Here is a 14,776-nt window from a genome sequence, read left to right on the forward strand (position 1 = left end):
AATGCTTTCATGAAAGAAAGTACTTATTTTTCCGTTTCTTGATCTAACCACCATTTAAATCCACTTTCTTGCAATAATTCATTCGACGCTTCTGGACCATATGAACCAGACTCATATTCATGAAGCGGCAATAAGTTTTCCTCGAACGCTTCAAGAATTGGTTGTACCCATTCCCATGACAATTCAACTTCTCTCCAATGTGCAAAGAATGTAGCGTCTCCACTCACAGCATCATGAATGAGTCTTTCATACGCTTCAGGTACTCCCACATCCGCTTGCTCACAAGTAAAGTTAATACGCATCGGTTCAATTTCTCCATTTTTCAATGGATTTTTACTGTTTAACTGTAATGAAACGTTCTCACCTGGACTAATTTCAATTATTAATAAGTTAGGTGCTGCATTTGGATTACTATCTTGATATTGCTGTTTTAACGTATTTTTAAATTCGATTACAATACGAGTAGATTTTTCTTTCATTCGTTTACCTGTTCGTATATAAAATGGAACGCCAGTCCAAAACGGATTATCGATCCACAATCGAGCAGCAACAAATGTGTCTATGTTAGAAGAAGGATTTACTCCTGGTTCCTCTTTATATGCTACAACTTGCCCGCCTTTTATCTCTCCTGAAGCGTATTGTCCGCGAATGATATGGTTTTGAACGTCTTCTTTTTTCACTTTACGAAGCGTCTCCATTACCTTTCGCTTTTCCTCTCGAATTTCACATGCATTAACCTTTTCCGGCAGATTCATAGCAGTCATCATTAATATTTGTAACATATGATTTTGAACCATATCTCGAATGGCTCCTGCCTGATCATAATATCCTGCTCTTTCTTCAACCCCAACTGTTTCACTAGCTGTGATTTGTACATTCGCTATATGTTCTTTATTCCAAATAGACTGGAGAACAGGATTTGCAAATTCTAGTGCTTCAAGATTTTGAATCATCGGTTTACCTAAATAATGATCAATACGGTATATCTCGTCTTCTTCAAACGTGCGACTAAGCTTATCATTCAGCTCACGAGCAGATGTAAGGTCGTGCCCAAACGGTTTCTCAATCATTAGGCGTTTCCATCCATCCGTTTTATCAAGTCCGCTTTCCTTAATATTTAAAGCAATGGTCTCGAAAAATTCAGGAGCAACTGAAAGATAGAACATTCTATTTCCTTTTATATGTAGTTCTTCTTCCCTTTCACGAACGACTTGTAATAATCTCTCATAGTCTTCCGGCTTACTCACATCTAATGGACAATAGCGAAAATTATCTAAAAAACCTTCGAGTTCCGGAGTACCTTCTTCCCTCTGACGGGAAAACGTCTCTATTGATTCTTTTATTCTTTCTTGAAAATCTTCATGAGATACTTGACGTCTTCCAAGCCCGATAACAGATATTTGCTTTGGAAACTTTTGATCTCTATATAAGTTATAGAGTGCGGGGTAAATTTTGCGCTTCGCTAAGTCCCCTGTCGCTCCAAATAAAACAAAGGTCATTGATTCCAAGTTCAGTCCCCCTCTTGTTGTATAATCCTCGTCAATATACTAAAAATGAATTGTACAGAAGCCCCTGTTTTTATAAAAAACAAAGATTTATCAAATTCCAATTCTTTTTATACCTTTCGCTTTCTAATTGTCCCCAATATTAATAGTGGCAATTCAAAGCATTTCTACCACAGATTACTTATTTATCGAACTTAACAAACAAATGTATATTTAATTACTTTTAGTAATTAAATAATACTATATCTAGTATATTAACCATATAAATTATTATCGTCAATAAAAATGTCTTGCATTACATACTATTTATTTCGTAATGCTTTTCTAAGTGTATTCCTAATTACCATTCATTTTCAAAGATAATGATTGATATAACAAATGTCAGTTTCATCAAAATCTTCAATCATTTTTCCGTTAAACTCACAAGCAAACGTTACATGATAACCAAAAGGCTTCTCTATAATAAGACGGTTCAATCCTTTTGTAGCCCACAATCCACTTTCCTTAATATTTAAAGCAATGACATCAAATACTTCTGGTATAACAGATAGGTAAAACATGCGATTTTCAAGAATGTTTAATTCTGTTTCACGCATCTTTACAAGACGTAACAAATCTTGATAGTCCTCTATATTCGCTGTATTTAATTGACAATAACGAAATGTACTAATAAATTTTTCTACTCCTGATTCGTCATCAGTAGATATTTTAGAAAATGTAGCAAGGGATTGTTCTACCTTTGTTTGAAATTCCATATCTGACATTAGCCTTCTGCCAATACCGATAATCGAAATAGATTGCGGTATATTTTCATTACTAAATAGTTTATATAAAGCAGGGTAAATTTTGCGTTTCGCTAAATCCTCTGTCGCTCCGAATCAAGTGAAACTTTAATCAGCCCTCACCAATCGGGCTTTTACGAGCAGCCCAACTCCCACCTAACTTCTTTGCTTTCGCTGAATTTTGAGGCGGGGGTCTTACTGCCCGGCAAATAGCGGGATAAACGTAATGAATAAATCATGCTGCAAAAATAACATATACCCTTTCTTCAACAAGCTTTACAGTAGTTTTTAGAAGTACGTTACATTATTTCATTTCATGCACTTTCCTCTTCTTTATATAAAATTCTCACCAACCAAATTCAAAATATTATACTTATTTTTCGTACTTTGCTATGCTATAACCACAAACAGGAGGTATAAACTATGAAAGCACAAATTATCCATTCTTTTGGGGATTCATCTGTATTTCAATTAGAAGAAGTTTCAAAACCGAAACTTTTACCAGGTCATGTTCTAATCCATGTAAAAGCAACAAGTGTAAATCCAATCGATACAAAAATGCGTAGTGGTGCCGTTTCAGCAGTCGCTCCTGAGTTTCCGGCTATATTACACGGAGATGTAGCTGGTATTGTCATTGAAGTAGGAGAAGGTGTTTCGAAATTCAAATCAGGGGATGAAGTATACGGATGTGCCGGAGGTTTTAAAGAAACTGGAGGTGCACTTGCAGAATTTATGCTTGCTGATGCACGATTAATTGCTCACAAACCTAACAATTTAACAATGGAAGAAGCAGCTGCTCTACCATTAGTGGCAATTACAGCTTGGGAATCTTTATTTGATCGTGCAAATATTAAACCTGATCAAAATATTCTCATTCATGGAGCTACTGGTGGCGTAGGACACGTAGCCATTCAACTAGCTAAATGGGCAGGTGCTAAAGTTTTTACAACCGCTTCTCAGCAGAGCAAAATGGAAATATCCCATCGTCTAGGAGCCGATATAGCTATTAATTATAAAGAAGAATCTGTTCAAGAATATGTGCAAAAACATACGAATGGAAACGGATTTGAAGTTATATTTGATACAGTAGGCGGCAAGAATCTTGATCATTCTTTTGAAGCTGCTGCGGTCAATGGCACTGTCGTAACAATTGCAGCTCGTTCAACTCATGACCTCTCTCCTTTACACACAAAAGGACTTACTCTGCACGTTACTTTTATGGCATTAAAAATATTACATACAGATAAGCGTAATGATTGCGGAGAAATCTTAACGAAAATAACGCAAATTATAGAAGAAGGAAAACTTCGTCCATTGCTAGATTCTAAACCTTTTACGTTTGATGAAGTTGCACAAGCACATGAATATTTGGAGTCAAATAAAGCAATAGGTAAAATAGTTTTGAAAAACGTTTGGTAACTTTCACTAAATAATACAAATAACAAATGTTTGTTGTTTGAAAATAACAGCGAGATCGCTTCGCCTTATCTTTTTCTTAAGAGGCGTGCCACAACCTTAAAAGCTTTCCATCCTTTACAACAAGTAAAAAAATAACAGCTGAATTTTGAAGCGGGGTCTTACTGCCCGGCAAATAGCGGGATAACATTCAAAAAAACCTTGCAGAAAAATTCTACAAGGTTTTTGTCTATAAATACAAATTAATCACTATATTAAAATGAAAGAGTTTGTAATTCATCACAATAATATTAAATATACGCTGCTTTAAAGGCTTGTTGGACAGCTTGTACTTCTAATGAGTTTTTACCATATAAGTTCGTTGCTACACGAATACAAGCTTCTTTTAATTCTTTAAAATCAGAAGTCATATTTAATTCATCCGTATTTGCATAATAGAAAATATCAAACATTTTATCTTCTCCAATGCCATGTACGTTTACTCCATTATGGCTTCCACCACTAGCAACCAAGTAAGCTACTTTATTAATAATGCTAGAGTTCGTGTGTACACCACCATGATCGTGGTCAGCATCAATAGGTAAGTTATTATAATGCCTATAATCCTCTGGATATCTAGAAGAGATAGATGATGGGTTTTTCATATCTCTAAAAATACGACCTGATTGTTCTCCCATTGTCCAATTGAACTTTCCGTTATTGGCATACTTTTCAACTGCTACTCCTAAAATATCAGATAACGCTTCATTAATTGCACCAGCTTCTCCTGCGTACTCAAGTCCAGACTCATTTCTTGTAACCGCGTGTGTAAATTCATGTCCTGCCACATCAAATGCTCTAACAATTGGATCTCCGTATACTAGCATAGCTCCATTACTAAATGCATTAAACCACTGCTTAGGATTTCCTTTATTCGTACCATTTGTGTTCCAACCATGAACGACAGAAATTACTTTTTGTCCGTTATTATCAAAGCTGTTACGGCCATATTTTTCTTGATAAAAATCATATACTTTCGTTGCTAAATAATGGGCACTAACTGCTTTAGGATCTGTAAAATTTGTAGAATTACTTGTTACTAAATCATCGAGATAACCCCATACATTTCTTCTATAATTATTATAATCTTTATAATTAGCAGTATATGTTTCAATTCCCTTACCACGAGAATAATCTGCAAGCATGTACGTTCCATCACTTCTTTGTGTAATTCCAAACGTACGATTAATACCTAAGTCATCTTTTCCTGTACCTGTTAATTTTGAAGGATCTGCTGATTTATTTGATGTCGCAGATTGGACAATACTACTCTCTACTTGTATACCCAATTTTTGAACGAGTTCTTTTAATAGATTACCACCAAAAGCATCAATTAATACTGTACCGGATACATATTCAGGTGTAGATGCACTAAAAGTAATTTGATATGCGTTTGTAGCTTTATTTGTATTTTCATCTACATATACCACTTGTTTAATTTCTGGTTCTTCAATAAATGTGAGATCATTTCCATAGATGTTGAAAAGCTGTTTCTTTGCATCCTCTTCTGATAGAGTAATAGGTTGTTTCAAATCTTCCTGTTGTTGTAAATCTTGGGCACTATCTCCCGAAACGCTCGTAAGTACACCATCATCATTAATATGTGCTGTTAGTTGATATCCGTATACATCACGTCCTTCATACGTTTGTTGAAGACGTACCAATGTAGTACCATCATAGGATTTACGACTTTGCGTAACATTATAATTAACTTTGGATTCCGTATTAACTTGCTTTGATGATAATGCTTGTTCTGTTTTTCCTTTTAGTGCATCCTTTGCTACATTTTCTGCCGAATTTTGAGAAGGTGCTGTTAAATTACCTGTTCGGAACGTATCTTCCTTTGTTTCCACTTTTAAATCTTCTGTTTCCGCATGTACTCCTCCATAAGGCATAATCGCCGATAACACCACTCCTGTAGTTAAACCTACCTTTACGAAATTATTCATATTTTTACTCCTTTATAATCGTATTATTAAATTAAATAAATGTATTTTAGAATTTTAAGCATAGATAAAAAATTTTAACTATAGCCAATCGTTTTTACATACCTCTACATACATAGGTTAATAGATTGGTTTGCTACTTTTTTTAGATTCAATTCAATTCATTTCTCAAAAATTACTCATTATATAAGCTATCTTTATATTTATTCATATACGTTATTTTTTGTGGTTCTGATAACATATTTATTGCCATCCACACATTCTTTTTCATTTCTAATTTTTGCATTGGTATCTCTTTTAAAAACTGATTACCTATAATCGCTTCCATTTCTTCATCAATTCTTTGTATAAGATTTTCTTCTGGATTATTTTGCAAAGAAGTATTTTTCAATCCCCATTTTGTTATTATAAATTCATTTGTTTTATTCATAGGATTAATAATAGTAGCTTTACTAGTTAATCGTTTTTTTATTTCATCATGATAGATTTTAATTCTATATCCCTCTTTTAGTGGAATGATATCTTTTACAATTGTTACATTTGTTCCTTCCATTTCCTTCGTATAAATTTTTTCACCTTTTTCATTAAAGACCTCTATCGATGCATATTTTTCACCTGCATAATAGCTATGAGGCGTTTTAGTAGTAACCGTAAAAATAGCTCGATTTTGCTCTAAGTCTGTATTTAATACAGCAAACTGGTCATCTCCTAATCCTAGGAATTGAATCGTTTCATTTACCAACTTACTCACTTTCATTTCGTTAATATCAATCTTTAGACTATTATCTTTTTCTTTTACATAGGCATAATACGAACTGAAATGGTACATACTATTCGTTTTCCCACCTGAAATTTCAACCGTATACACTCCATTTGGTACGTCTTGTAAATTGATATCTGTTGTTTCAATTGTTTTCTCTTGAATAACTGTATTCCCTTCTTTTAATTTAATTTTTCCTCCTTCTAATGTATCTATTTCATTTGTATTTAAATGGATATGCAAATTCCCTTTTAACCCAAGTGGAGCAATTTGCTGATTCGTAACTATTTCGAAGTTGGAGTTTATCGGAATATCAGGATCAACTATAGCTCTTGCTTTCGCTAATTGTGATTCAGGCACTATATAAGCTAAAGAAGTAACAGCCGGAAAACCTTTCGCCCTATTCATCTCTATTTGTTTATGATTAAGCTTAAATTCCCACCTTTCAAAAACAGGTGTAAAATCAACTTGTCCATTCTCACTATAATACTGATTCATTAAATCTGGTAAAGAATGGTCACCTTTTTTGAAAGCAGCATTGCTAGCTAGTTTTCGATAACCTTGATACATTTTTGCAAATGCTTCATCGCCAGCTTTTTGTTTCGCCATCGTTAAAAGAATAAGTTTTTGTCGTAAATCTAAATCATCATAATTTTTATTTTCTTTCATTAAAGCATTATATAAATTCCGTTCTACCTGTTCCTTTTTCCCGAAATTAAACAACCAACCAACTTGATCTGCTTTTTTGCCGTATTTACTATATTGATATTGAACACCAAATAGATTATTAGAAACTTCTCCTGTAAATATTCCTTGATTATCAAAACCAGCTTGGTATCCATGAGCGATTTCATGTAAAGTTCCCCAACTTAGTTTATCTAACCACATCTTTGTACTATCTGTACTATTCGCTGTCCAATTTGTGCCATAATAGGCACCGCCAGCACCAGATATATCTGCTTTTAAGAAATAACGATTTTGACTTTTTTTATTTTCAAACGTTGAGCCATCTAAACCAATAATTGAATCATACATCACAAAAATATCTTCATAATACGCAATTAACTCATCCAACGATTGAAAATCTTTTAAAGATCTTACTAACTCTTTATCTTTTTTAGGTACAAATAATTGAAAACTCTCCCCTTGAAGTAACGCATACTCTCCATCAAATTGATCCCATGTACTAAAAAATTGAGATACACTTCCTTGTTGTTTATAAATGGGAAGGGGTTTAGTAGCACTTTCATTCCCTACTTGGTACTCAAGTACAGCGTGCTCTTGACCATACGGAGTATCTATGAAAGGAACTAAAGACGTATCACCTTGGATAGTAACCCATTCATTTCCTACTTGTATGGATTTTTCATTTTTTGAGTCATTAGACAATAAACGTAATGTTAATTTGTCTTTAAAATTAGGATTTGTTTGTCTTACCTTTAATGGTGTATTTCTCTTCAAAATAAATCCTAAATCTTGTCGGTCATGATATTTCCCCTTACTTATGCCCGCCTGAAATATCCAAGTAGGCTCTTCTAAACTAGTAATTTTTTTTGCATTTATTCGTTCATCAGCATGTAAGTGTATATTTCCTATGAGGAAAAACATTGTATACATTAGGCCTATAACAAGTAACCTTTTCATTTGCATATCTCCTTCTCTATTTTTTTATATACAAAAATACAATAAAGCCCTCCTTCTTCACTTATAACTGTCGTCAATAAGTTACTTATCAGTGTAATTATTATAGTTACATTAACTCGTGATTATCAATCATTAAATGTATGTAATTTTGCATATATGAATATTTCGTGATAAATTTCAAAATATCGTATAATTATCAATATTTTTCCAGACATTATTCAATAAAAAAACACGAAGACTCTTAAGTCTTCATGTTTTTTATACATGTTATTACACTTGTGATTGAATTAATTACTAAAATCTTTTTAATCGTAAAAAATCAATTATTTTTAGGCTGATAGCCGTACCTAATCTTTTACAATTTACTCATTCTTTTTGTTCTGTAATATTAAATTTTGAAACCAATTCCGTTAATTCTTCCACCTTTTCTTTCATTTTGTTGGATTGGATTGATATTTGTTCAATTGATACGGCCTGTGATTGAATTGAATTTACAGTTTGAAGAGTCTCCTTTTTCACATCCGTTGCAGTTTCAGAAACTAGCGAAAGAGAAGCATTTACTTCTTCTGTACCAGCAGACATCTCTTCTGTCGCTGCGGATACTTCTTGAATTTGACCTGTAATCTTATCAATATCTCTCATAATAGACAAGAAGGTTTGATTCGCTTTGTAAGCAGCTTCTTTCCCTTCTACTGCCTTTTGTTGTCCTTTTTGCATGATATTAACTGTATCTTGGGTATCTTTTTGAATGGATTTTATTAAATGATTAACTTCTTTTGCAGATTCTTTAGATTGCTCAGCCAAGTCTCGAACTTCTGCGGCAACCACTGCAAATCCTTTCCCATTCTCTCCAGCACGTGCCGCTTCAATAGCGGCATTTAAGGCAAGAAGATTCGTTTGTTCGGCAATATTAGTAATTGCAGCGAGAGCTGTATCAATCTGTTGTGTACGTGTAACAAGTTTATTTATTACTTTTGATGTTTCCTCGACAACATCATGCACACTATTCATTTGAAGAATAGAGTGATTTATCACTTCACTACCGATATTTATTCGTTCTGTAGTCGTTACTGCTACCTCAGCGACTACTGCTGAAGATTCGGCTACAGTTTGCACCCCGGTTGTAATTTCTTCCATTGAGGATGAGCTCTCCTGAATACTAGTTACCTGTCCTTCTATTTTTGTTTTTACTTCTAAAACAGTCTGTACAACCTCATTTGAAATACTAGACGCTCGATTTGTATCTTGTAATACGCCCTCCGTAGTAAAAATAACCTCTTGTGTTGTCATCTTAACATTCGCAATTAATTGTTGAAGGTTATCTAACATACTATTAAAAGACTGAACAATATGCCCTAATTCATTATTTGCTTTATAAGGAGTACGTGTTGTTAAATCTCCAGCTGCTACTTTTTCCATATCATTTTGTAGTAATGCAAGTGGTTTTCGGATAGTTAATTTAATAACATATCCAATTAATATAATTATTAAAATTGCTAAAATCGAAATACTAACAAACATTATCATTGTATTTTGAGCACTATTATTATTTTCCTTCTGTAAAAGCTCTGCATTATTACTATTATATAAAATCAATTCACGAATTGATTTTATTGATTTTTGCATATTAGGTTCAATCTCTTTTAGATAATATGCATATGCTTCCTCATTATTAGACTTCCCTAATTCTTGAGCTTTCTTCATTTGAGTCCTTAATTCATTAAATGTTTCATGAAACCTGTTATATAATTCTTTTTCTTTAGTAGAAATAAGTTTAGCCTCAAACTGCTTTAAAAGATGATCATTTTCCTTACGAATCCCATCCATTTCTCTTATTAATTCGTTCATTCTTTTTTCATCTTTTGATAACATTATTTCCATAAAGTTCATATTAACGTGATAAAAATTAGATTCTACAATTCCAATCCACTCAATTGGTAGTAAATTATCCTCATACATATTAGAGGAAGTACTTTTCCCTCTTTCTAATCCCCAAAACCCTATTAGGGATAATACTATACATGCAATACTTGATATAGTTATTAATATGTTTAGTTTTGTACCAACCTTACTGTTTCTTAATAATTCCAATTCATTTTCTCCATTCTAATATATAGTTTAAGTAATGTATTTTATACCAAGAATCCAAAAATTACGATGTTTATTTTGTAATATGTAATTTTGCATATCGTCCACTACTGATTCAAAATAACCTAACATTGTAATTTTCGTTTTCCAAAAATTCATGATTATGAACACATCTCATTAATTCTTGAACTTCTTATCCAAAATATCCGCATATACTGTGGCACCAGGGAAAACCATCACTGATATGATATATAAATTACGCTTCCATACAAGACTAGCTTAAAAATATTTTTCTTATTGCTCATTTTTCTATTTCCCCTCTATTAGAAGTACTCCTAGCACATCACACTAATAAAAACGATAGTATTAAAAAATAAGGAAAGACATAATACGTATGTCTTTCCTCTAAAATTGTAATACTCAATATGCTCTTGGCTCTATTTGATTTTCCATTTAAATCCTCACATATCTTTCTTTATAATATCTCCTAACTCCATCCAATTTGTAATGCGCGGGATATTGAGATATTGATTGTAAGAAGTAGTTTTTGCATATACATTTATCGGTTTTCCTATTAACGTTTCTAAAACAGCCGGCTTATCATCAAAGAAATAGTTTAATTTTATTTCTTGTATGAAGTGTATTTTTTCTTCATCCTTCATTCCATAGAAAAAGCGATCTTCATGTACCGGAAATCCTTTTTCTATTAACCATTTTTTTGTTTGCTCTCCATGCTCTTTAGGTCGCGCCGTTATATAGTAAATTTCATGTCCCTGTCTTTTTAATTCTTGCAATGTCTCTACAGCATACGGAAACGGTGAACAAGAAGTATAATAAATCTCATCCAGCAAACTATTCCACATATGACCGCCTTCCTCCGAAGTCATGCCAAATGCTTCATGAATTTCAATTGTTTTTAAAGAATGGAATACATCCAACCCTACTTTTTTGTTTAATTTCTTATTATATAAATGAAAAGCATGCTGCCTTAAATCAATTAATGTATCATCGATATCAAATCCAAACTTCACTCTTCATCGCTCCTTTCTGCAATCCATTTATCGGAACATATAAGTAGTTTTTATTCCCCTTATTTCTCATCTTTCCGATATGCTGGATAGCCAATAAATCTATAATCTTTTCCAATCTGGGTAAATGATATATCCTTAAATTCAATTGCATCTTTCATTTTAGTAATACCAGTCCCCTCTACAAAACTAGGCGCCAATCTACCTCCAATAATTTTAGGTGCGAAATATAAAATAATTTTATCCATTAGTTTATTTTCAATAAACGAAGCATTTACTTCTCCACCACCTTCAATAAGCAGGGAGGAAACTCCTTTTTGTCCTAAAACATCAAGCATTTCATGTAAGTTTATATGCTTTTCTCCGCTAGTAACAAATACTTTAACTCCTGCATTTTCTAATGCTTTCTTTTTTTCCTCTGCATGATTACTTGTTGTAAATATCCAGGTAGGAGCTTCTCCATCTGTAACAACGTTAGCTTCCATCGGTATGCGTAATGTCGAGTCCAATATTACTCGAATTGGATTTCGGCCATTTGGAATACGCGTTGTCAATGATGGATTATCCTTTTGAACAGTATTCGCTCCTACTAAAATAGCCGCATTTTCGTTTCGTATTTGGTGTACTTCTTGTCTTGCTTCTGTAGATGTAATCCACTTACTATCCGATAAAGACGTAGCAATTTTCCCATCTAATGTAACTCCTGATTTAATCGTTACAAATGGACGCTTTGTCAAAATATATTTATTAAAGACTTCATTCATTTTTTTAGATTCTTCTTCACACACTCCTACAAGTACTTCAATACCTGCATCTTGTAGAATTTTAATTCCACGTCCAGAAACAAGCGGGTTTGGATCAAGTGTAGCAACTACCACCTTCTTAATTCCTGCTTGTACAATTGCTTCAGCACAAGGCCCTGTTCTACCATGATGAGAACAAGGTTCAAGAGTTACATAGATTGTACCACCACGTGCCTGTTCTCCAGCCATACGTATCGCATGTATTTCGGCATGTGGTTCTCCGGCCTTCATATGTGCTCCGACCCCTACAATTCGATTATCATTTACAATTACAGATCCAACCAATGGATTTGGAGTCGTTTGTCCCTTCATAGCCTTGGCATTTTCTAGTGCTAGCTTCATATACAATTCATGCTCAAGCATGTAGGTGTCCCCCTTCAAAATGTCCAGAACGCTGAATCTTCGTTTGCAAATATTTCTCATTAAACTCTGAGACATCACCCCATAACGGTTCACGACTCGTAACATTTAATCCAGCTTTTTGTAACGCTTCTAATTTTTTCGGATTATTTGTAATAAGTTTTACAGGTTTTGAGCGTAGCGCTTTTAATACTTCAATTGTATCATCATAGTTTCGAACATCATCTTCAAAACCTAGGTTCAGATTAGCTTCTACTGTATCTAACCCATTTTCTTGCAAGAGGTACGTCATAGCTTTACTAAACAAGCCAATTCCTCTTCCTTCATGATTCGCTAAGTAAAATAAAGCACCTGAACCATGTTCTGTAATCATTTGTAAAGACTGCTTTAATTGGAATCCACAGTCACAACGTTTACTACCAAAGATATCACCGGTGTGACAAATACTATGCATTCGAATTAGGGCATCTTCAGAATTCTCAAAATCACCATATACAAGTACACTAGATTGCTGCATATCAGCTAAATTAATAGATGAGAGTTTTTCGATAATTCCTTCTACACTATTTGTAACCTCACTACATTGTAACCAAGAATACCATTGGAAAACTTTAGTCTCCCCATATAAATTAATTGGCAATTTGATAGGGCCTACTAAATAAATATCCTTTCCATCTTGATGTATAAATTGAATTTTATCTTCTAACATATGAGTTGTATCTGTTGTAACCATTAGGTACCTCCTAGTATAGAGAATCTCTAAAATTCTCTTCCATTGTTATATTTTTTATTGTTTAACTTACACAACGTAAGTGTTTTTACAGATGCTATTCTTTTTTCTCTCAGCTTATATGCAATATGTATCATTACAACTTTGGCCATTTAAAGAAAAGAGTTTTAGTTACATAAAACAACTTAGTTACTTTATGTAAGTGAGTATACATTTGTAATCAATTTACGTCAAGTAATTAATTATAAAAACATTTGTTACTAATAGTAAGATGTTATATAATTTATTTTAGGAGGTGAAGGAAAATGAATGATTCTACATTATGCCCTCGCTTTGAAAAAGGAATGAAATTTTTTAGTCAACGATGGACAGCACTAATTATTTACCAACTTTTTTCTGGATCTCAGCGCTTTTGTACGCTTGAATCTTCTCTTCCTGTTAGCGGAAGATTACTTTCAGAAAGATTGAAAGAATTAGAACTAGAAGGAATTGTCGAACGTAAAGTCTTTCCTGAGACACCAGTTCGTATAGAATATTCTTTAACTCAAAAAGGATTTGCTTTAGAAGCTATTATTCGTGGAATAGAAGAATGGTCACAGGAATGGATAGAACTTGAGGAATAACATAAAAGCTTTTTCGTATATAGTTTTAAGTAATCAAATTACAGATACCTATTATTAAAACGCTAATTTTTCAAGCATTTATGAAAAGCTAGCGTTTTTTAATAAATAAAATGTAAGAAATAAAGCAAGGTGATCAAAACGATCACCTTGCTCCCTTACAGATTAAAATAGTGTTTTAAAATCTTTTATTCATACATACTCGATTAATAAAAAAAACGGATAAGCTTTTTTATTAATAAACAGTTTTATTTTTACAATACAGTTAGCTTCCCCTGCTATTTGCGGACAGTAAGACCACCACTGATTAAATTTCCATTTTATTACATTCGAATATTACTTATGAAATTTCACACGCTCTTCAAGTGGTTGGAATTCTTTTTCACCTGGTGCAGCTGTTGGATTACCAAATGGCATTTGTGCAATTAGTTTCCAATTAGCAGGGACATTCCATTCTTGTTTTACCTCATCGTCAATTAATGGATTATAATGTTGTAAAGATGCCCCTAACCCCTCAGCTTCTAATGCTGCCCATACAACTAATTGGTGCATACCCGATGCTTGGTTTGACCAAATCGGGAAGTTTTCAGCATATGCAGCAAATTTTTCTTGAAGCGATTTAACTATAGCTTCGTCTTCAAAGTATAGTACGGTTCCATAGCCAGCTTTAAAGGAATCCATTTTTTGTTGCGTTCCTGAAAAATCTCCATCTCCAACTACTTTTCTTAATGTTTCAGTTGTAATCTCCCATAATTTATTATGAGCCTCACCAAATAATACAACTAATCGTGCAGTTTGAGAATTAAAAGCTGATGGAGTATATTTCACAGCAAACTCCACAATTTCTTTAATTTTTTCATCTGATACTTGTACCTCTTTATTAATCCCATAATAAGTACGTCTTTCTTTCAGTGCGGTATAGAAATCTTTTGTCATAATTTATTTCCTCCTGAGTTCTAATATCCTCAAAAATGATAAATCTCGAAGATAATATGAATTTAAATGCGTTCATTTTTAATGATTGAACTCCATAACACCAGTTGCCAATCATTCTA

The 14,776-nt window shown here is 33.2% G+C and carries 10 protein-coding genes and 1 pseudogene; 2 read left to right on the top strand and 9 right to left on the bottom strand.

The window, feature by feature from the left end; translation table 11 throughout:
* Positions 1-23: 23 nt before the first annotated feature.
* Positions 24-1,508 (bottom strand): glucose-6-phosphate dehydrogenase, encoded by a 1,485-nt coding sequence (gene zwf, locus ACZ76X_RS04270; RefSeq protein WP_479849666.1) that lies wholly within the window; start codon positions 1,506-1,508, stop codon positions 24-26.
* A gap of 350 nt (positions 1,509-1,858) precedes the next feature.
* Positions 1,859-2,383, bottom strand: a pseudogene (locus ACZ76X_RS04275) (glucose-6-phosphate dehydrogenase); the annotation flags it as partial.
* A 327-nt stretch (positions 2,384-2,710) separates the two neighbouring features.
* Here ACZ76X_RS04275 and ACZ76X_RS04280 point away from each other — a divergent pair.
* A complete protein-coding gene (locus ACZ76X_RS04280) occupies positions 2,711-3,706 on the top strand; it encodes a zinc-dependent alcohol dehydrogenase family protein (RefSeq protein WP_479849667.1) in 996 nt (331 codons plus the stop codon).
* A gap of 287 nt (positions 3,707-3,993) precedes the next feature.
* On the opposite strand, the gene ACZ76X_RS04285 is transcribed toward ACZ76X_RS04280, so the two are convergent.
* The 6 genes from ACZ76X_RS04285 to ACZ76X_RS04310 all read right to left on the bottom strand — a co-directional run bounded on the left by ACZ76X_RS04285 (position 3,994) and on the right by ACZ76X_RS04310 (position 13,104).
* A complete protein-coding gene (locus ACZ76X_RS04285) occupies positions 3,994-5,691 on the bottom strand; it encodes a M4 family metallopeptidase (protein ID WP_479849668.1) in 1,698 nt (565 codons plus the stop codon).
* 172 nt (positions 5,692-5,863) lie between these two features.
* The gene (locus tag ACZ76X_RS04290; protein WP_479849669.1) at positions 5,864-8,092 is read right to left on the bottom strand and encodes a putative mucin/carbohydrate-binding domain-containing protein; all 2,229 of its coding nucleotides are present in this window, start codon (positions 8,090-8,092) and stop codon (positions 5,864-5,866) included.
* A 366-nt stretch (positions 8,093-8,458) separates the two neighbouring features.
* Positions 8,459-10,183, bottom strand: coding sequence for a methyl-accepting chemotaxis protein (locus tag ACZ76X_RS04295; RefSeq protein ID WP_479849670.1), 1,725 nt, complete (start codon positions 10,181-10,183; stop codon positions 8,459-8,461).
* Between the two features lie 458 nt (positions 10,184-10,641).
* A complete protein-coding gene (locus ACZ76X_RS04300) occupies positions 10,642-11,211 on the bottom strand; it encodes a 5' nucleotidase, NT5C type (RefSeq protein ID WP_061658569.1) in 570 nt (189 codons plus the stop codon).
* Between the two features lie 59 nt (positions 11,212-11,270).
* Entirely contained in the window at positions 11,271-12,374 is a 1,104-nt protein-coding gene (gene ribD, locus ACZ76X_RS04305; protein ID WP_098228819.1) for a bifunctional diaminohydroxyphosphoribosylaminopyrimidine deaminase/5-amino-6-(5-phosphoribosylamino)uracil reductase RibD, read from the bottom strand.
* Positions 12,367-13,104: a GTP cyclohydrolase II gene (locus ACZ76X_RS04310; protein ID WP_479849671.1), complete on the bottom strand. Its 738-nt coding sequence runs from the start codon at positions 13,102-13,104 to the stop codon at positions 12,367-12,369. The genes ribD and ACZ76X_RS04310 overlap by 8 nt, the downstream gene beginning before the upstream one ends.
* Before the next feature lie 302 nt (positions 13,105-13,406).
* On the opposite strand from ACZ76X_RS04310, the gene ACZ76X_RS04315 reads away from it, so the two are divergent.
* Complete coding sequence (locus tag ACZ76X_RS04315) at positions 13,407-13,724, top strand: winged helix-turn-helix transcriptional regulator (protein WP_001000104.1); 318 nt, start codon at positions 13,407-13,409, stop codon at positions 13,722-13,724.
* 333 nt (positions 13,725-14,057) lie between these two features.
* Here ACZ76X_RS04315 and ACZ76X_RS04320 read toward each other — a convergent pair whose 3' ends face one another.
* Positions 14,058-14,657, bottom strand: a complete 600-nt coding sequence (locus ACZ76X_RS04320; protein WP_479849672.1) for a nitroreductase family protein — start codon at positions 14,655-14,657, stop codon at positions 14,058-14,060.
* Positions 14,658-14,776 lie beyond the last annotated feature (119 nt).

It is taken from the genome of Bacillus sp. BC05(2025) (genome assembly GCF_056725905.1).